Origin of the sequence: Cupriavidus pauculus, assembly GCF_008801835.1 — a bacterium.
Lineage (GTDB): Bacteria > Pseudomonadota > Gammaproteobacteria > Burkholderiales > Burkholderiaceae > Cupriavidus > Cupriavidus pauculus.
This window is the reverse complement of sequence record NZ_VZOW01000004.1, coordinates 297,999-317,931: the sequence shown is the minus strand read 5'-3', so window position 1 is coordinate 317,931 and position 19,933 is coordinate 297,999. Positions and strand designations below refer to the sequence as shown.

Below are 19,933 nucleotides of genomic sequence, written 5' to 3'. Positions count from 1 at the left end.
CAACTGGGTGAATGGCCGCTACCGACGGTGTACAACGCAAAATCAGAAGGGCGCTGCAAACGTCAGTCTTACGCCCTGTTGCAGCCCACTCATGCCGAACATCACGTTGTAGTCCAAGCCGAACGTGACCGTCTTGGTGCGCATCTTTCCGCCGAGCCAGACCTGGAAGCGATCTCGGCCAAACGGGGAACCCTTTACGCTGTAGACCTGGCCCACACCCACCAGATCGGCGTATGACAGGTTGGCCGCGCCCTGCCCTTCAAAATCATGCTGATACTCGATGCGCCCAAATGGGGTGAAGGTGCCCCAGCGCGTCGGTTGCACATATTCAGTACGTAAGCCGAGCGTTCCCGAGACGCTCGTCACCGTTTGTCCGAAGTACGTCAACGCATTCGTACCGGCCCCGGATTCGGTGAAGGCATCAAGCCCGCTTTCCATAGCCGACACACGCCCGTATGGCGATATCAGCCATTTCGCGCCCCGATGCTCGTAACCTGATGTCAGCGAGGCGAACCACTGGTGCCCGTTTCGCTTTCCAGTTGCCATCACCGCCTCATCGGCCACCCAACGGCGCGAATCGAAATCAAGGACCCCGTACCCGGCAACACCGTCAATGAAGTACGACGGGGCGGGTCGATAGCTGCCGTACAGCGCGACGCTGAACGCATCCGCATTGCTGTGCGTGCCATAGGATCCCACCTCTGTGGCGTCGTGCCCGTAGCCCATGCCGAAGCCAGCGGTCAGTTGATCTGACACGCGATAGTCGGCACCCGCCGTCACGCCGCCGGTGGTGAACCGGAACCCCGAGCGCTGCGCAGCAACGTTGGCGAAGCCGAAGTCGACCGTACCGGCGGTCCAGAACGCGAGGCGCGCATCGTCCGGATTGCCGGCTGGCGCATGCTCCGTACCTGGCAGCTCGGGGATGCCCTTGGCAGCATCTGCCTGTGCCGCGCCAGGGTTGCCAGCGTTGGCATCGCGAACCATTGCCGCGCCGCGTTGGCACTCGTCGCGCGCGGCCAGGCCGTCGATACCCTGGCAAACGCGCGGGTCCACGCCATCCGCCCGCGGCATCGCCACGTTCAGTGTGCTGCGGAATGTCGGCCGGCCCTTTCCGTGCAATTGCTCCAGCCGCTGGTTGTAGTTGCTGATCTGCGCCGAGGCAAAGCGGCGCGCCGCCTGGATCTGGGCGTTGATCAATCCGGTGACATCAGGATCCGTGGAAGGGTCCTTCCGCGGGGCCACCGTCACCCTGAGCTCTGCGGGATTGGAAATCGCGACCGCATTGCTGATCGTGTACGTAATCACCGCCGTGCCGGCGAATGCGGCAGCCGGCGTGAAGGTGACAACGAAGTCACTGCCGGGCGCTCCGCCCATGACATTCGCCGAGGCCACGGTCTTCGGCGCGATGCGGCTCAGCTTGGCCTCGCCGGCATATTCGGGGACCACGGACACAATGGCCGCGCCGGTGAACGGACCGCCGGTGGCGTTCTCAGTAATGTTGACCGACGCCACCTTGCCAGCGGCGGCGCTGGCCTGCGCCGAAGCCACCGGAATCGGCATCGCCGCAACGTTCACCGTGACCGGCACGGGCGCCGACTGGCCCGCCGCATTCACCAGCGCATAGGCGAACGTGATGGCTCCGGATGACGTTGATACCGGCGTATAGACAATGTCCAGCCCCTGAACCGCGACGGACCCGCTCGCGGGTGGCGTCACGACCACGACGCCGGTAAACGGCCCGTTGGCAGCATTGGCCGCCGCGTGAATTGTCACTGGCGTGTTCGGATTGGTGGCGACGACCACCCCCGGCGCCGTCGGAATGCCCTGCCCTGTGCTCAACGAGAATGTCCTCGCGATACTGAACGGCGCCCCGACGCCCACGCTGCTGTCATTCGCCTGGATCGTGAACGAACTGCTTCCGGATACCGTGGGCGTACCGCTGATGACGCCAGTGCTCGAATTCAGGATCAAGCCCGCCGGCAGTGCTCCTGCCGTGACGGCATAGGTGTACGGTGCCACGCCGCCCGAAGCCGTCAGTGTCTGGCTGTACACCGCGCCGACAGTCGGCGGTGGGAGCATCGCCGGCGAAAGCGACAACGTCGCCGCCGCGACGGCCAGCGTGTAGTTGCGCGATACCGAGAACGGCCCGGAGCCGCCGCTGCTATCCGTCGCGGTGACCGTGAAGCTGAAACTGCCCCCCGCGGTTGGCGTGCCACTCAAAGCGCCCCCCGAAGACAGCGTCATCCCTGCCGGAAGCGAGCCCGCCGTGATCGCAAACGTGTACGGCGCGACGCCACCCGATGCCGTGATGGTCTGGTTGCTGGCAACGCCCACCGTTGCTCCCGTCAGCGAGGCCGGCGCCACGGCCAGCGTTGCGGCGCCGATCGTCAGCGTGAATGCCTGCGTAGCTGTGAATGTGCCGCCTGCCGTGCTGTCCCGGGCCTGTACCGTGAAATTGAACGTACCGGCGGATGCGGCGGTTCCCGCCAAGGTACCCCCTGCACTGAGCGAAATCCCCGGCGGCAGCGCGCCGCTGACCAGCGAGTATGTGTAGGGGGCATTGCCCCCGCTTGCCGCGATATTTTGACTATAGGCCGATGCCACGCTGGCAGCGCCAAGCGTGGTGGTCGCAAACGTTATCACCGGCGGTGCCACGGTGACGCTATAAGCACGGCTGCCGCTAAAACCGTTCTTGTCAGTGGCCGTCACCGTAAAGCTGAATCCGCCCGCCGCCGTGGGCGTGCCAGCGATGGTGCCGTTGGCCATCATCGACAAGCCTGCGGGCAGCGCTCCGCCGGTGATGGCAAACGCATACGGCGCCGCGCCACCCGCACCCACCAGAGTCTGGGAATAGGCGATGCCCGCGGTGGGGTTGGACACCGAGACTGGCCCAACCGTGACGGTCGGCGTCGCGATGGTCAGCGAGTAGCTTTGCGTTACCGAAATCGCCCCGCCGGCGCCGTTCGAGCTATCCGTTGCCTGGATTGTGAACGTACTGGGTCCCGCGACGGTCGGGGTACCGGACAACAGGCCGGTCGCGGGGTTCAGATTCAGCCCCGCAGGCAGTCCTGTCGCGGAATAGCTGAATGGTGCTGTGCCGCCGGTCATGGTGAAAATCTGACTGTAGGAGGCACCTACGGTGCCCGGCGTCAATGGTCCGGGCGCCGGAGCAAGGGTCGCGACGGGAGCCGTCACTGAAATGGTCGCGGTCGCGGTTCCAGACGTTCCACCCCCATTCGACGCGCTGTAGGTAAAGCTGTCTGTCCACGTAGTAGCCGGGCGCAGGCGTATAGCTGATACTCGTTCCGGATGGCGTTGCAGCACCATGACCTGGACCTGACACCACGGCCACCGACGTTGCCGTCCCCCCAATCGACAGCGTCACAGCGTTGTTCGAGCTGTTGGCGGCAACCGTCGACGCCGTGTTGGCGACGGTGGGAGCGGTGACCGAACCGGTGCAGCGAATCGCCACGGGACCGATATGCGTGCCCGTCTGGATATTGAGATTCAGGCCTGAAGCAGTGAGTTGGCTCGCCGTAATGGTCAATGCACGCAGGCCATTTATCTTCGAACTGCTGTAATAGTTGTAGCCATACAGATTGGTCGTGCCCGCATCCTGAACCAAGACACGGTCGGAGGCGAACGGCGGTAGGCTGGCTGGATCTTGACCGTCATCGGTGTAGGACACAGTTAATGTCTCACCGGGTGAGAATGAAGCAGCCGGAAAGGTATTGCTGTAGGAGATCGTATCGAGCGCACTCAGGGCTGAACAGGCCGCCGACACGGCGTGCGCCATGCTTGAGCCAAAGGCCAGTTGCACCGCCAATGTCAGAAACAACCAGACAAAACGCCGGCGAAACGCCAACCTGACCACCATGACTCCGTTGCGCAACGGTATCTCCCGATATCTCACTGTTCAAGTACGGAAACACCGCACCGCCTAGCGGCATATATCGGCAGATCGCACACGAATCTGGATGGCGAATACCCCCCTCCCACGGAGGGCATCGAAACGCGAGCGCCAAGGGGGCGTCGGCTGGCGCGCAGGTTGCCCCTTGACGGCCCGTCACGGTATAAATCAGCCCCACGCGCTGGATGCGAAGTCCGGCTGCGACGCATCCTCGCATGGCAAGCATTGGCATATGGAACACCTCCCCTCTGGCCCACATATCGACGACACCGAGCGCGCCGCGTTGTATCGCGTGATGGCGCTGCGGCGCGACTGTCGTCATTTCACCCCGGGGCCGCCGCTGCCCGACGATCAACTGGAACGGCTGCTGCAGGCGGCGCATCAGGCGCCATCGGTGGGGCTGATGCAGCCATGGCGGTTCATGCGGCTGAGCACGCCCGGATGGCGCGCGCGCCTGGCGCCGCTGGTGGAAGCGGAGCGCCAGGCCACGGCGCACGCGCTGGGCGAACGTGCCGCGGAATTCCTGCGTCTGAAAGTGGAAGGCATACGCGACAGCGCCGAACTGCTGGCAGTGATTCTTGCCCCAGACGACGGCACCGTCTTCGGTCGGCGCAGCATGCCGCGTGAAATGGCGTGGGCATCGGCCGCCTGCGCGGTACAGAACCTGTGGCTCGCCGCGCGCGCCGAGAACCTGGGTTTGGGCTGGGTATCGATGTTCGATCCCGACGCCTTGGCGCGCGAACTGGGCTTGCCCGACGGTGCCACACCGTTCGGCCTGCTGTGCGTGGGGCCCGTGCCCGCCTTCTACGACGCGCCCATGCTCGAGGAACTGGGCTGGCGCCAGCGGCGCGCGCTGCAGGACATCCTGTGGGATGCGTCGATGCCGATGTCGCTACCCGACCGCTGACAGCAGCAGATTGCGGGCGCGCAACCAACCGAGCCAGGCCTGATCCTCGATCCCGTACGTGCCGCGCGACTCAGCTCAAGCCGTTTATCGGCATTTATCCTATGTCGATAAATTATCGATTTCAAAAAAAGGACGATAAATGCCCGATAATGCAGATGGCTCTCCGTCGCTTTCTGGCCTTGGGCGACTCGATCAGTTATCGTCGCGCCACAAGCCGTCTGTCCTCGCCCCCAATCCCTTCATACGTCCCTGCCATGCGCACCTTGTACAACGTTCGCCAAGCCCATCGTTTGTCTCGTCATTGGATCGCCGCCACGCTGTGTTGCGCCTCGTTCTGGGTTGCCGCCGACGCACGCGCACAGCCCGCGCCGGTGGTCTGGCAGATGGCCACCGAGTACCCGGCGACGTCGATGCCCGGCGAGGGACTGACCACGTTTGCGCAGGAAGTCGCCGCCCGCACGCAGGGCGCGATCACAGCACAGCCCACGTTCGACGCCAGCGCCGGCATCAAGTCCGCGCAGATGCCAGCCGCCATTCGCGACGGCAAGCTGCAGGCTGGCGACGCATTCGGCGGCGCGCTGGGCGAAGTCGATCCCATCTTCCTGTTGTCGTCGCTGCCGTTCGTGGCCACGTCTGTTGACGGCGCACACCGCCTGGCCGATCTGGCCCGCGCGGACTATGCACGTGCCTTCGCGCAGCAAGGCCAGCAGTTGCTGTACACCACGCCGTGGCCGCCCACGGGTTTGTGGTCGCGGCAGCCCGTGGGGTCGCTTGACGATCTGCGCGCGTTGTCGGTGCGCGCCTACGACGAAACGTCGACGCAAGTCATGCGCGCGGCCGGCGCGCGGGCGCAAAACCTGTCGTTCTCCGACGCCATGCCGCGCCTGAAGGATGGATCGGTGAACGCGGTGCTGTCGTCGGGCGATGGCGGTGCGGGCCGCAAGCTGTGGGATTTCCTGCCGAACTTCACGGCGATCGGCTACGCCATGCCGTTGTCGTTCACCACCGTGAACAACGCTGCGTGGCAGGCGTTGTCGCCGGCACAGCGCGACGCCGTGACCGCCGCCGCGAAAGCCACCGAAGACAGGCAGTGGGCGCGACTCGATACGCGCCTGGCCGAAAACACCGCGCGCATGCGCGCCAATGGCGTGGTCATTCAGGATCAGCCCGCGCCGGCCGTGCAGCAGGCGCTACGCCATGCGGGGCTCGACGCCGTGGCGGCCTGGCAAACCCGCGTCGGCGAACGCGGTGCGGTGCTGCTGAAGAATTACCTCGCGGCGGAGGCCGGCGCGCGCTAAATGTTCAGACCGCTGTCGCATAGAAGACCCTATCGGCGCTCCTCCTGACAAGCCGCGCGCATCTGGAGCGATCAGGCCTCCACCAGCCCCAGGAATTGCTGCAACTCTGGCGTCTGCGGCCGAGCGAATACCTCATCGGGTGCGCCGATCTCATGCACCTTGCCCTGGTGCATGAAGACCACGCGGTCGCACACCTCGCGTGCGAAGCGCATTTCGTGCGTCACCATCAGCAAGGTCATGCCATCGGCAGCCAGGCCGCGCACCACCTGCAGCACTTCGTTCACGAGTTCGGGATCGAGCGCCGAGGTAATCTCGTCGCACAGCAAGGCGATCGGTTGCATGGCCAGCGCACGCGCGATAGCCACACGTTGCTGTTGCCCGCCGGACAACTGATCCGGATACGCGTCGAACTTGGCGGACAAACCCACCCGCGCCAGGTTTTCCTCGGCCAGTTCACGGGCGCGCGCCTCCGGCACGCCCTTTACCACCATCGGCGACAGCATCACGTTGCGCCCTGCGCTCAGGTGCGGAAACAGGTTGAACTGCTGGAAGATCATGCCCACTTTCAGGCGAAGCGCACGCAGTTGCAGTTCGCTGTCAGCCAGATGCGCACCGGCCACGGTGATCGCACCCGAGTCGATGGTTTCCAGTCCGTTGATGCAACGTAGCAACGTGCTTTTACCCGAACCGCTCTTGCCGATGATGGCAATGACTTCGCCCGGTTCCACGGAAAGAGATACACCCTTCAGGACTTGATTGCTGCCGAACGACTTGCGGACCTCGTCAATGGCGATGAGCGGCATGGAATTTCCTCTCCAGCATTTTGCTGTATTGCGAAAGCGGCCAGCACAGCGCGAAGTACATCAGCGCCACGGCGGCATACACGGTGAACGGTTGGAACGTGGCGTTGACGATCATGGTCCCCGCCTTGGAAAGCTCGGTGAAGCCGATGATCGAAGCCAGTGCCGTGCCCTTGACGACCTGCACGCCAAAACCCACGGTCGGCGCCACTGCGATGCGCAGCGCCTGCGGCAGAATCACGTGGCGCATCTGCTGTACATAGTTCATCGCCAGGCTGCTCGACGCTTCCCACTGGCCACGTGGAATGGCCTCGACGCAGCCGCGCCAGATTTCCGCCAGGAACGCTGCGGTCCACAATGTCAGCGCCAAGCCGGCGGCAAGCCAGGCAGGCACTTCGATGCCAAACAGTGCCAGCCCGAAGAACGCCAGGAACAACTGCATCAGCAGTGGCGTGCCCTGGAAAATCTCGATGTAGGCCCACGTCGCGCGACGTAGCATCGGGCGCTTGCTGGTCCGCATCAACAGGACCAGCAGTCCCACGATGCCACCGCCCACGAAGGCCACCAGCGACAGCAGCACGGTCCAGCGTGCAGCCAGCAGCAGATTGCGGACGATATCCCACGTTGAGAACTCGATCATCGGACGCTCCGTGCAAAAAGCTGCCGTCCGATGCCGCGCAGCAGTTGCCGCAACACCAGCGCCAGCAGCAGGTAGATCGAGGTACTGACCAGATACACCTCGAAGGCCCGGAAATTGCGCCCCTGGATAAAGTTGGCCGCATAGGTCAGGTCTTGCGCCGCAATCTGCGAGCAGACCGCCGACCCCAGCATCACGATCACGATCTGGCTCGACAGCGCCGGCCAGATCTTCTGCAACGCGGGGCGCAGCACTACGTGACGGAATACCTGGAACGGCGACATGGCCAGACTCGCGCCAGCCTCGAACTGCCCGCGCGGGCTGGCGGCCAGCCCGGCGCGAACGATCTCGGTGCCGTATGCACCCAGGTTGATGATCATGGCCAGCGACGCCGCCAGCATCTCAGGCAGATGCACGCCCAGGCTCGGCAAGCCGAAGAAGATGAAAAACAACTGGATCAGGAACGGCGTGTTCCTGATCAGCTCCACATAGGCGCTGACCACGGCGCGCAGCCACGCCGGTCCCTGCGTCTTGGCCCAGGCACCGGCAATCGCCACCGCCACGCCCAGCACGCCGCCTGTCAGCGTGAGTTGCGCGGTGACGGCAATGCCCTTGAGCAGCACATCGGTGTAATCAAGCACCGACAGGAAATCGAACTGGTAAGCCATGCTTCAACCCGGTGACGGCGCGGATCAGAGTTGTGCCGGCAGCGGACGCAGCAGCCACTTGATCGACAGCGAGTTCAGCGAGCCGTCCTTCTTCGACTCTGCGAGGATCGCATTGACCTTGTCCTGCAGCGCCTTCTCGCCCTTGTTCATGCCGATAAAGCACGGCGAGTTCTTGATCAGGAACTTGGTTTCCGGTGCCTTGGGCGGATGCTTGGCGATCAGCGTCGATGCCACGACATTGCCAGTGGCAATCAGTTGCACCTGGCCAGACAGGAACGCCGAGATCGTGGCGTTGTTGTCTTCGTAGCGCTTGATGGTGGCGCTGGCCGGCGCAATCTTGCTCAGTTCCAGGTCTTCCACGGCACCACGTGTAACACCGACGGTCTTGCCGGCGAGGTCGGCCGCGCTCTTGACCGGCAGATCGGCCGGACCGAACACGCCGTTGAAGAACGGAGCGTAGGCTTCGGAGAAATCGAGCACCTTCTCGCGCTCGGGGTTCTTGCCCATGCTCGAAATCACCAGGTCGACCTTGCGCGTCTGCAGGTATGGCACGCGGTTGGTACTGGTCACCGGCACCAGTTGGAGCTTGACACCCATCTTCTTCGCCACCAGCGCGGCCACGTCGATATCGAGGCCTTGCGGTGCCATGTCCACGCCAATCGAACCAAATGGCGGGAAATCCTGCGGCACGGCCACGCGCAATACGCCCGCCTTGGTGACGTCCGCAAGCGTGTCGGCATGGCTCAGCTTCGGCAAGGCCGTTACGCACAGACCGGCCAGCATGGCGACCATCAGGCCGCGACGGGAAAACTTCTTGAGGGCGTTGACATGAAACATCGCGAGTTTCCTTAGCTTCGAGAGGGAGTAGATGGGTTCGGGGACAAATCCCCGGACGGTAGAACGGAGGTTGATATGCGTTGCGGGTCCACTGGCGCCAGTGCGTGGCGCAGGTGCGCGAGCGGATCGATGGGCGGCACGGCGTCGAGGCTCGTGTGGACCTCGCCCAGATGTTCGGCCATCAGGCGTGCGGCCAGCGCGCCATCGCCATTGGCCAGTGCGTTGACGATGTCTTCATGCTGGCTGCATGAGCGTCCGGCATCGAGGGCCGATTGATTGCGGCTGGCCACCAGCGTGGTACGCGCGGTCAGGTCACGCAATGTATCGGTGAGCAGGCCATAGCCAAGCGAGGCGCACAGGCACACGTGGAAATCGCCCAGCAGGAAGCTGCGTACGCTGGCGTCGTCGCCATCGAGCGCGGCTTTTTCGCGGGCGATATGCACCTTGAGCGCATGAATCGCCTGAACGCTTGGCGGCCGTTCCGCACTGACTTCGCGCAGCAACCCGGTTTCGATAATGCGGCGCGCATCGAACGCGGCGCGAATGTCATCGGCGCTGGGTTCCACCAGGAACCAGCCGCGCCGCGAGCTGACGGTCACCATGCCACGCGCGGCCAGGCGCATCAGCGCTTCACGCACCAGCGTGCGGCTTACGCCAAATAGCGCGGCAAGTTCCTGCTCGCCCAGGCGCGATCCAGGAAGCAGTTTCTGGCCAAGCATCGCCTCGGTGATGCGATTGGCAATGTCAGCGGGAGATTTGTCGGTGGTTTCGGTCACGGCAACCACTTGAGCAAGTGGTATGCCATGCTTGTATGCAAGAGTTGTCGGCAAAAAGCCGCATTTGACGCGCAAGAATCGGGCATGCACCCCGCCATGACTCCCCAGCGCGGTGCGCGACGCGCGGCCTTGGTGCCGCCCGGGCCGCGCGTCAAATATGAAGCAACCGTGGATCAGGCGCGGGTCATATCGATGCCAACGCGATCACGTCGGCCAGATGCCGCCGCTCCGAGACCATTTCCTCGGCCACGATTTCCTCCACGGCACGCAGGCTGGCCTGCACGATCGCCGCGGCATCCACCTCGAAATGGCGCCGCAACGCCGCACGCGAATCGCTGCGGCCGAAGCCGTCGGTACCCAGCGTCACGTAGCGTCGGCCGGCCGGCAGGAAGGCACGCACCAATTCCGGCAGTGCACGTACATAGTCGGTGGCGGCAATGATCGGCCCAACGCTGCGCTGCAACTGCAGGCCCAGCCAGCTTTGGTCAGCCGGCCCCTTGCCATGGCGCCACAGCTGTTCGCAGTCGGCGCCCTCGCGCGCAAGTTCGATATAGCTGGTGACACTCCATACATCGGCCGCAACCCCGTGCTCCTGCTCAAGCTGCCGGGCGGCCTTGAGTACTTCGCCCATGATGGCGCCGCTGCCGAACAGCTGCACCCGGTGGGCAAAGTCGCCGCCCGGGCGGTGCAGATAGATGCCGCGCACCACGCCTTCATGCGCTTGCCGCGGCAGGCTCGGGTTCTCCACAGCCTCATTGGTCACGGTCAGGTAATAGAACTCGTCGGCCTGCTGTTCGAGCATGCGGCGCATGCCGTGGTCGACAATGACCGCCAGTTCGCCCGCAAACGCGGGATCATAGGCGCGGCAGTTCGGGATCGTGGCCGCAGCAAGATGGCTGCTGCCGTCCTGATGCTGGAGCCCTTCTCCACCGAGCGTGGTGCGTCCCGACGTGGCGCCTACCAGGAAGCCGCGGGCGCGCTGGTCGGCCGCGGCCCAGATCAGGTCGCCCACGCGCTGGAAGCCGAACATGCTGTAGTAGATATAAAACGGCAGCATCGGCAGACCATGCGTGGCATAGCTGGTGGCCGCCGCCGTCCACGACGACAGCGCGCCCGCCTCGGTAATCCCCTCCTCCAGGATCTGGCCGTCGCGCGTTTCGCGGTACGACAGCATCGACGCCGAGTCTTCCGGCTGGTAGAGCTGGCCGAATGGCGCATAGATGCCCACCTGCCGGAACAAGCCAGCCATGCCGAACGTGCGCGCCTCGTCGGCCACGATCGGCACAATACGCGGCCCCAGCACCGGATCCTTGAGCAGTGCGCCAAGCTGCCGCACCAGTGCCATGGTCGAGCTCATCGCCTTGCCATCGGCATGGAGTGCAAAGGCGGCCGTCGCTTCCAGACCGGGCACCGCCAAGGTGGCGGCGCTGGCACTGCGTACCGGCAGATAGCCGCCCAGTTCGGCGCGGCGGGCCTGCAGGTATTGCATTTCGGGGCTGTCTTCGGGAGGCCGGTAGAACGCCGCATCCATAACCTGCTGGTCAGACAGCGGCAAACTGAAACGGTCGCGGAACGCCATCAGGTCGGCTTGGCTCAGCTTCTTCTGCTGATGGGTGGTCATGCGGCCCTGCGCGATGGTGCCCATTCCGTAGCCCTTCATCGTCATGGCCAGCACCACGGCGGGCCTGCCCTTGCAGCCCGCGGCCTCGGCAAATGCCGCATGAATCTTGACGGGATCATGGCCGCCCCGGCGCAACTGGTCGATCTGCGCATCGGAAAGATGCGCCACCAACGCGCGCAACTCCGGGGTCTTGCTGAAGAAGTGGGCACGGTTGAACGTTCCGTCATTGGCGGACAAGGTCTGGAACTCGCCATCGAGCGTCTGCGCAAACGCACGGCTGATCGCATGGTTGTGGTCGCGCGCCAGCAGTGCGTCCCATTCCGAGCCCCAAAGGCACTTGACCACATGCCAGCCTGCGCCGGCGAACAGCGCCTCCAGTTCGTCGACAATGCGTCCATTGCCGCGCACCGGACCATCGAGCCGCTGCAGATTGCAGTTGATCACGAAGGTGCAATTGTCGAGCTGTTCGCGCGCGGCAAGCGTCAGCGCCGCGATCGATTCTGGCTCGTCCATCTCGCCATCGCCAAAGAAACCCCACACGCGACGTCCGCCGGTTTCGCACAGGCCCCGGTTCTGCAGGTAGCGCATGAAACGCGCCTGATAGATTGCGTTAAGCGGGCCAATGCCCATCGAGCCGGTGGGAAATTGCCAGAAATCCGGCATCAGGTACGGATGTGGATACGAACTCAGTCCGCGCAGCCCCTGCGCTTCGGCCACCAGTTCCTGTCGGTAGTGGCACAGCGCCGATTCATCGAGCCGTCCTTCCAGAAACGCGCGCGCATAGACGCCGGGCGCCGAGTGTGGCTGGAAGAAAACCAGGTCGGCACCGTGAGGTGCGGCATTGCCGCGGAAGAAATGCTGGTAGCCCACCTCGAACAGATCCGCAGCCGATGCATAACTGGCGATATGACCGCCGAGTTCGCCATGCGCGCGATTGGCACGTACCACCATGGCCAGCGCGTTCCAGCGCAGGATGGCCGACAGACGCTGCTCGATTTCCAGGTCACCCGGATAGGCGGGCTGGTCTTCCACCGGCACTGTGTTCAGGTATGGTGTGACGTGCGCGGGGCGCCACGGCAAGCGCCGTTCGCGCGCATGGGCCAATAGTGCATCGAGGATTTCGCAGGCACGCTCGCGGCCCCGCTCCGCACCCCACGCCGACAGGACGCCATCGAGCGCCTGGCACCACTCCTGAAGCTCCTGCGGATCTGCCTGGGCGTGTAGCGCGTTGGCGGCTGCACTGACGCGGTCATGCTGTTCCATCGAGTGTCTCCTGCGAGATTCAGGCCGGGTCCAGCCCAGCCAGTTTCAGGCTAGCCGTGGTGTTGCAGCAAAGTCCGCGAGCAAAGTCAGTTGGCCTGAATACCTGACTTCTGTGCAATCGTACGCATGCGCGGCAATTCCCTGTCGATCATGGCACTGACCTGCTCAGCCGGCGCGTATTTGGGTTCCAGTCCATTGGACAGCAGCTTCTGCCGCACGTCTGGATCCTTCATCACTTGTACCAGCGCACTGTCCAACCTGGCCCGTACATCGGCAGGCAAGCCACGTGGCGCGGCAATGGCCACCCATGAATCGGCATCGAAGCCGGGATAGCCGGCTTCCGCCACCGTGGGCACCTCGGGCAACAACGAAGCGCGGGTGGCGCCGGTCACCGCAATCGGCTTGATCTTGCCGCTGCGGATATGCGGCAGCGACGCGGCCACGGTGTCGATCGAGAACGGAATCTGCCCACCAATCAGGTCGGCTATGGCCGGTGCGCTGCCCTTGTACGGGATGTGTTGCATCTTCATGCCCGTGGCACTCAGCAGCAGCTCGCCAGCAAAGTGCCCGGTGGTGCCGCTACCAAACGAGCCATAGACATACTTGCCCGGCGCCGCACTGACCGCACTGACCATCTGCGGCAGGTTGTCGACGGGTACCGAGCGATTGGCCACCACGATCAACGGTACACGGGCCACCAGCCCCACCGGTTCGAAGCTCTTCACCGGATCGTACGGCAGGCTGGCATTGATGGCCGGATTGACGGTGAATGTCGATCCCGAACTGATCAGCAGTGTGTAGCCGTCAGCCGTAGCCTTGGCCACGTATCCCGCTCCGACAATCGTGCCGGCGCCGGCGCGGTTCTCGATCACGACCGGCTGGCCCAGCGCATCGCCCATCGATTTGCCGACCAGCCGTCCGATAATGTCTACCGCGCCGCCCGCCGGGAACGGCACCACAAGCACCACGGGCCGCGTCGGGTAGCTCGCAGCGTGGCTATTGGCCGCATGGGCGGCAAGCATGGCCATGGCCGCCAGCGCGCACACGCTGGCCGTTGCCATGATCGTTCGTAGAAACTCCTTCCGTAGCGAGGCAATCATTTGCGTTCCCCTGCGTGAAGCGAAGCGAGACCACCGCACCGGCGGTAAGAGCCAGCGCGGAGAAGTGCACGACGACAGCGCTGGCGCGCTCAGCCGTTGCGGAACAGGAAGCTGTAGGCGCTCAATGCAGGTGCACCGCCCAGATGGGCGTACAGGACGCGCGAGCCGGCCGGGAATTCACCGCGCTGCACCATGTCGATCATGCCGTGCATCGATTTACCTTCGTAGACGGGGTCGGTCATCATGCCTTCGAACTTCGCGCACATGCGGATCGCTTCCATCGTGCCGGCGGACGGCAGCCCATACTCGGGGCCACCGTAACGGGTATCGAGCACCACGTCGGCATCGACGATATCGCGGTCGAGTTCGACCAGGCCGGCCGTATGCTTGGCGATACGCAGGATCTGTGCGCGCGTTTGCTCGGGCTTGGCCGATGCGTCGATACCGATCACCCGATCGGCGCGACCGTCCTCCGCAAAACCCACCACCATGCCCGCCTGTGTACTGCCCGTTACCGAGCACACCACGATGTAGTCGAACCTGAAGCCGAGTTCGGCTTCCTGCGCACGGACTTCCTCGGCAAAGCCAACAAAGCCCAGGCCGCCCAACGGATGCTCCGAGCAACCGGCCGGGATCGGATACGGCTTGCCACCCTCCTTGCGCACGCTTTCCATGGCATCTTCCCAGCTCTTGCGAATACCGATATCGAAGCCATCGGCCACCAGTCTCACGTCGGCACCCATCATGCGCGACAGCTGGATATTGCCCACGCGGTCATATACGGCATCGGCATAGTTCACCCAGTTCTCCTGCACCAGCACGCACTTCAGTCCAAGGTGCGCCGCCACGGCTGCTACCTGGCGTGTCTGGTTCGACTGGATGCCGCCGATCGACACCAGCGTGTCGCATCCCTGCGCCAGCGCGTCGGGAATCAGGTATTCGAGCTTGCGGGTCTTGTTGCCGCCAAACGCCAGGCCGCTATTGCAGTCTTCGCGCTTGGCATACAGCTCCACTTTGTCGCCCAGGTGCGCCGACAGGCGTTTCAGAGGCTGGATCGGGGTAGGTCCGAACGTCAGGGAATGGCGAGCGAAACGCTTGAGATTCATGGTGGCAACTCCAGGTTGAGGGGCGGTATCCCGTCATCGATGTGCGCGCAGTAGCGCTTGTCTCGCCAGCGGCAAATCAATGTTGCGATGGGTGCCATCCTAAGAAAAAACTCACGAAACGTGCTTGCAAAAAACTTTCGTTTTGAACACTATTAAAAGGAGAAACAAGCTTTATAAAATCAAAAATTCTTTCTAAAACCGCATGAAAGAAACAAAATTTCGCACCAAATCCGGCCTCGATGCACCACCGCATGCACCATCTTCGGCACCCTCGAATACGGTGACTTCGCCGCACATCGAGGCCCTTGATCGTGCGGACAAAGCCATCCTGCGCGCGCTGCAACAGGACGCATCGATATCCAATGTGGCGCTGGCGGCCAAGGTCAATCTGAGCCCGCCCGCGTGTCTGCGGCGCGTGGAACGTCTGAAGGAAATGGGACTGATCCGCGGCATCGTGGCACTTTTGAATCCCAGTGCGCTCGATGCGGGAATGCTGGTGATGATCGGCGTGGTACTGGACCGCTCCACGCCGGAGTCTTTCGCGCAGTTCGAGACCGCTGCCCAGCAGGTCTCGGGCTGCATGGAATGCCACGTGGTGACTGGCGAGTTCGACTACTTCATGCTGGTGCGCACCAAAGACAGCGACAGCTTCAACCGGCTCCATGCGGAGCAACTGCTCTATCTGCCGGGCGTGCGGCAGATCCGCTCGTTCATGGTGCTCAAGCAGGTGTTGTCGACCACGCAGTTCCCGATCTGAATTACGGTGGTTGCCATCATTCGGGAGACTGCACGCACGCCCAATATCGAGCTCGCGGCCCAATGAGACTTAGCGACGAATCGCGCAAGAATGTGCCCACCGGTCTCGAATGAGGTGCGCCAGGCCAAAACCATATCGGCATCTACGGCACCGGCAAGCGACGGTGCCGCTTACAGCTCACTTCTACTCGCTAAGCCATTTCTTTACCGACTGGACCACCACGTTTGTGGAAATACCATAGCGGTCATGGAGCGTCGGCAGCGCGCCGGCATCCAGATACTCGTCGGGCAGAGCCACTTGCCTGAAGGGCACATGTACACCCTCACGCAGCAATGTGACGGCCACCGCCTCTCCAAGTCCCCCAATGACGGTGTGGTTCTCTGCCACGATCACCAATCGGCCCGACTTTCGCGCTTCACGCACGATGGTTTCCGTATCGAGCGGCTTGATTGTGGGGACATGCAGCACGGCCACGCCGACACGATCCGCTTCCAACTCCTTGGCCACTTCCAAAGCGCGCATCGTCATGATTCCGGACGATATGATCAATACGTCGGCACCGTCCCGAAGCAACTTCGCCTTGCCGAGTTCGAACTTGTAGTCATACTCGTCCAGGACCGCAGGCACGTTGCCGCGCAGGAGACGGGCATAGACCGGGCCGTTGTGTTCGGCAATGGCTGGAACCATCTGCTCGATGTCGATGGCGTCGCACGGATCGATGACCGTCATGTTGGGCATGGCTCGCATCAGCGCCAGGTCCTCCGCTGCCTGGTGGCTGGGGCCATATCCTGTCGTCAGCCCGGGTAACGCGCAGACAATTTTGACATTCAGGTTGTCCTCGGCAATCGTCTGATGCATGAAGTCGTAGGCGCGACGCGTTGCAAACACTGCGTAGGTCGTCACGAAGGGAACTGCGCCTTCATGCGCAAAGCCTGCAGCCGCTCCCATCAACAATTGCTCCGCCATACCCATTTGATAGTAACGATCAGGATAGGCCTTCGCAAAAATATGGAGGTCCGTGTATTTGCCCAGGTCAGCCGTCATGCCGATGATGTCCTGCCGTTCGGCCGCCAGTGCTGTCAAAGCGTGACCGAATGGCGCCGACCGCGTCGTCTGCCCTTCTCCCGCGATCGACGCAATCATGGCCGAGGTCTTCAGGCGGGGCTTGCCCGATTGAATGTTGTTGCTCATGCTTTTCTCCCCTCTTCGAGGGCCTGCAGGGCCAGTTGCCATTCGTGGGCGTCTACCCGAATGAAGTGATTCTTTTCGCGTTGCTCAAGGAACGGCACACCGCAGCCCATCCGCGTGTCGCAGACGATCATTCGCGGCTGCGCTTCTTTATGCGCGCGGGCGTTGTCGAAGGCCGTAGCTACCGCATCGATGTCGTTGCCGTCCACACGCTGCACATACCACCCGAAAGCCTCCAGCTTCGGCACCAGCGGCTCGAACGACAGAATCTGCGTCGACGGCCCGTCAGCCTGTTGGTTGTTCACGTCGACCATGGCGATCAGGTTGTCCAGCTTCCAGTGGCTGGCGGAAAGGATGCCTTCCCAGATCGATCCTTCGTCCAGTTCTCCATCCGAAAACAGGGTGTAGACGAACGCGTCCGAGTTCTTGCGCTTCAGACCCAGGCAACGGCCGACGGCAATCGTGAGGCCTTGGCCGAGCGACCCCCCGGACATCTCCATGCCCGGCGTGTAGCTAGCCATGCCCGACATGGGCAAGCGGCTGTCATCGCTCCCGTAGGTTTCAAGCTCTTCGGCAGGCAGGATGCCCGCCTCGAGCAGCGCGGCGTATAGCGCGATCGCGTAGTGTCCATTGGAAAGCAGGAAGCGATCCCGACCCTCCCATTGAGGATCTTCCGGACGGTACTTCATGGCACCGAAGTAGGCGACGGCAAGCACGTCCGCGATATCGAGCGCCTGGCCTACATAGCCTTGCCCCTGGACTTCGCCCATCAAGATGGCGTTGCGCCGGATACGATAGGCGCGCTCTGCCAGCGAGACAGGCGCCTCGAGATTTGTACGACTCATGATTGACTCCGTTAAATGGTGGCTGGCTTAGCGATTCACAGCTTTCGCCGGTACCAGGAATACGAGCAGCGCGCCGAATACGACCGTCGCCGAGATAAAGATCAGGCCCGCAGTTGACTTGCCAGTGAAGTCGTTGAGCCAGCCCACGATGGCGGGTGAGAAGAAGCCCGCGAGGTTCGCCACGCAATTCACCGCGGCGATACCGGCTGCTGCGGACATACCGCCCAGCACGGCGGTGGGAAGCGCCCAGAACTGCGAAGACGAAGTCATGATTCCCGCAGCAGCAATGCAGAGGCAGATGATGGCTGCGGTGACACTGCCGAGCATTGGCAGCGTGGCGAAGCCAATCGCCGCCACCAGCATCGGGATTGCCAGGTGAAGACGGCGCTCCCGCCGACGGTCGGCCGACAGGCCAATCAGCGGCAGCGCAACGATGGCGCACAGATACGGTACGGCGGTGAGGATGCCAACCCACAGCGGATCCGCAACACCAGTCTTCCGGATGATGGTCGGGAGCCAGAACGTCAAACCATACTGGCCCAGCACCACGCAGAAGTAGATCGCTGCCATCAACCAGAGCCGTCGATCGGCCATAAAGGCACGAATCGAAATGTGCTGTACCTTCATTGCATTGTCGCCCTCGACATTGCGTTGAAGCAGCGCCTTTTCTTGGACCGTAAGCCACTTGGCGCCCTGAATGCCATTGTCGAGATAAAACAGAATGGCAATGCCGAGAACCAGCGATGGAAATGCCTCGATCAGGAATAGCCACTTCCAACCCGCCAGATCATGCGCACCATGGAAGGCATGCATGATCCACCCCGACAGCGGACCGCCAACGATGCCGGCCAAAGGGATCGCCATGAAGAACATCGAGAGCGCTTTGGCGCGCCGCTCCGAGGGAAACCAGTACGTAAGGTAAAGGATGACCCCAGGCGCAAAGCCAGCCTCAGCAACACCGAGCAAGAAACGTAGTACATAAAACTGCGTTGGCGTGCTGACGAAAGCGAAGCCTGCCGAGATGGCGGCCCACGTCAACATAATGCGTGCCAGCCAGTTGCGTGCGCCAACCTTGTGCAGGATGACGTTGCTTGGTACTTCGAAGATGAAGTAGCCCAGGAAGAAAATGCCGGCGCCGAGACCGTAGATGGTTTCGCTGAACTGCAGATCGTTCAGCATCTGTAGCTTGGCAAAGCCCACATTGACGCGATCGAGGTACGCTCCCAGGTAGCACAGCATCAGGAACGGAATCAGCCGACGCATCACCTTACCGTAGGTGCGAGACTCGAACGTGGCTTCGTCGGCGCGTGTTGTCACCACGCCGGCCCCGAGGGGCGACGCTGCATATTTGGTCTTCATGGAATGTCTCCTGCCGGTGCCCCGAGTGGTCCCGGGTGCTTTGACATGGTGGGGAGGCGGCCCTCGGGCCGCTATCAGTGAATCAGCATGCCGCCGTTCACATCCAGCGTGATGCCAGTGAGATATGTGGAAAGATCGCTTACCAGGAACAGGCAAGCGTTGGCTACGTCGGCGGCATCGCCTAGCCGTCCAAGCGGAATACCCTTAATAATGTCGGCGCGCATTTCGGGAGTCAGCTTGTCGCCGGTGATGTCGGTTTGAATCAGACCAGGCGTGACCGAGTTCACGCGAATGCGATCGTCGCCAAATTCGCGGGCCATGGCTTTAGCCAGCCCGAGAACGCCGGCTTTCGCGGCGCTATAGTGCGGGCCGCCAAAGATGCCACCGCCGCGTTGAGCGGAAACAGATGACATGCAGACAATGCTCCCGCCCTTCTGCTCCTTCATTTGCGGCAGTACCGCCTGCGACATGTAAAGCGTGCCGCGGAGGTTCACGTCGACAACCGCATCGAAATTGGCGGCACCGATATCAAGTGTGCGGATAGGCTGCGTAATGCCGGCATTGTTGATAAGCGCGTCAATGCGGCCATAGCGTGCGATGGTGGCCTGCACGGCGGCGTCGCATGAAGCCTTGTCCGTGACATCGCAGCGCAGTCCCAAATGAACCTCACCCAGTTCGGCGGCCGCCGCCTGAGCGGCGTCGAGCTGCAGGTCAACGATGACGACCTTTGCGCCTTGTTTCGCCAGCGCCCGGGCAGTTGCTTTGCCGATACCACGAGGCGAAGCTGCGCCCGTGACGATAACTACTTTGTTCTCGACCAGCATCTCATGTCTCCTTGCTTATGCGTGGTGTGTTGATGGG

16 protein-coding genes are annotated in these 19,933 nt (G+C 62.8%); 3 read left to right on the top strand and 13 right to left on the bottom strand.

Annotation, left to right across the window (positions count from 1 at the left end; genetic code table 11):
• Positions 1-42: 42 nt before the first annotated feature.
• Positions 43-3,327, bottom strand: coding sequence for a putative Ig domain-containing protein (locus F7R19_RS07510; protein WP_223506248.1), 3,285 nt, complete (start codon positions 3,325-3,327; stop codon positions 43-45).
• Positions 3,328-4,142: 815 nt separating this feature from the next.
• On the opposite strand from F7R19_RS07510, the gene bluB reads away from it, so the two are divergent.
• The gene (gene bluB, locus F7R19_RS07505; protein ID WP_150979840.1) at positions 4,143-4,817 is read left to right on the top strand and encodes a 5,6-dimethylbenzimidazole synthase; all 675 of its coding nucleotides are present in this window, start codon (positions 4,143-4,145) and stop codon (positions 4,815-4,817) included.
• A 254-nt stretch (positions 4,818-5,071) separates the two neighbouring features.
• On the top strand, positions 5,072-6,115 hold the full coding sequence (locus tag F7R19_RS07500) for a TRAP transporter substrate-binding protein (RefSeq protein WP_150979839.1): 1,044 nt from the start codon (positions 5,072-5,074) through the stop codon (positions 6,113-6,115).
• Positions 6,116-6,186: 71 nt separating this feature from the next.
• Here the strand turns inward: F7R19_RS07500 and F7R19_RS07495 are convergent, their stop codons facing one another.
• The 8 genes from F7R19_RS07495 to F7R19_RS07460 form a co-directional block, all read right to left on the bottom strand.
• Entirely contained in the window at positions 6,187-6,918 is a 732-nt protein-coding gene (locus F7R19_RS07495; RefSeq protein ID WP_150979838.1) for an amino acid ABC transporter ATP-binding protein, read from the bottom strand.
• Positions 6,899-7,555, bottom strand: a complete 657-nt coding sequence (locus F7R19_RS07490; RefSeq protein WP_150979837.1) for an amino acid ABC transporter permease — start codon at positions 7,553-7,555, stop codon at positions 6,899-6,901. Before F7R19_RS07490 ends, F7R19_RS07495 begins: the two co-directional genes overlap by 20 nt.
• Positions 7,552-8,220: an amino acid ABC transporter permease gene (locus F7R19_RS07485; protein ID WP_150979836.1), complete on the bottom strand. Its 669-nt coding sequence runs from the start codon at positions 8,218-8,220 to the stop codon at positions 7,552-7,554. Before F7R19_RS07485 ends, F7R19_RS07490 begins: the two co-directional genes overlap by 4 nt.
• Before the next feature lie 24 nt (positions 8,221-8,244).
• A complete protein-coding gene (locus F7R19_RS07480; RefSeq protein ID WP_200899043.1) occupies positions 8,245-9,012 on the bottom strand; it encodes a transporter substrate-binding domain-containing protein in 768 nt (255 codons plus the stop codon).
• A 56-nt stretch (positions 9,013-9,068) separates the two neighbouring features.
• Positions 9,069-9,833, bottom strand: a complete 765-nt coding sequence (locus F7R19_RS07475) for a GntR family transcriptional regulator (protein WP_150979835.1) — start codon at positions 9,831-9,833, stop codon at positions 9,069-9,071.
• A gap of 184 nt (positions 9,834-10,017) precedes the next feature.
• A complete protein-coding gene (mdeB, locus tag F7R19_RS07470) occupies positions 10,018-12,717 on the bottom strand; it encodes an alpha-ketoglutarate dehydrogenase (protein WP_061957958.1) in 2,700 nt (899 codons plus the stop codon).
• An 86-nt stretch (positions 12,718-12,803) separates the two neighbouring features.
• The gene (locus tag F7R19_RS07465; protein WP_150979834.1) at positions 12,804-13,778 is read right to left on the bottom strand and encodes a Bug family tripartite tricarboxylate transporter substrate binding protein; all 975 of its coding nucleotides are present in this window, start codon (positions 13,776-13,778) and stop codon (positions 12,804-12,806) included.
• A 128-nt stretch (positions 13,779-13,906) separates the two neighbouring features.
• Complete coding sequence (locus F7R19_RS07460) at positions 13,907-14,923, bottom strand: 1-aminocyclopropane-1-carboxylate deaminase (protein ID WP_150979833.1); 1,017 nt, start codon at positions 14,921-14,923, stop codon at positions 13,907-13,909.
• 202 nt (positions 14,924-15,125) lie between these two features.
• Between F7R19_RS07460 and F7R19_RS07455 the strand changes: the two genes are divergently transcribed.
• The gene (locus tag F7R19_RS07455; RefSeq protein WP_170292565.1) at positions 15,126-15,680 is read left to right on the top strand and encodes an Lrp/AsnC family transcriptional regulator; all 555 of its coding nucleotides are present in this window, start codon (positions 15,126-15,128) and stop codon (positions 15,678-15,680) included.
• Between the two features lie 183 nt (positions 15,681-15,863).
• Here F7R19_RS07455 and F7R19_RS07450 read toward each other — a convergent pair whose 3' ends face one another.
• From F7R19_RS07450 to F7R19_RS07435, 4 genes are all read right to left on the bottom strand, one after another.
• Complete coding sequence (locus tag F7R19_RS07450; protein WP_150979832.1) at positions 15,864-16,871, bottom strand: transketolase family protein; 1,008 nt, start codon at positions 16,869-16,871, stop codon at positions 15,864-15,866.
• The gene (locus tag F7R19_RS07445) at positions 16,868-17,713 is read right to left on the bottom strand and encodes a transketolase (protein WP_150979831.1); all 846 of its coding nucleotides are present in this window, start codon (positions 17,711-17,713) and stop codon (positions 16,868-16,870) included. The genes F7R19_RS07450 and F7R19_RS07445 overlap by 4 nt, the downstream gene beginning before the upstream one ends.
• A gap of 27 nt (positions 17,714-17,740) precedes the next feature.
• Positions 17,741-19,072 carry an MFS transporter gene (locus F7R19_RS07440; RefSeq protein ID WP_061957954.1) on the bottom strand — a complete coding sequence of 444 codons (1,332 nt, stop codon included), beginning with the start codon at positions 19,070-19,072 and terminating at the stop codon, positions 17,741-17,743.
• Between the two features lie 74 nt (positions 19,073-19,146).
• Positions 19,147-19,896 carry an SDR family NAD(P)-dependent oxidoreductase gene (locus F7R19_RS07435; RefSeq protein ID WP_150979830.1) on the bottom strand — a complete coding sequence of 250 codons (750 nt, stop codon included), beginning with the start codon at positions 19,894-19,896 and terminating at the stop codon, positions 19,147-19,149.
• Positions 19,897-19,933: the final 37 nt, after the last annotated feature.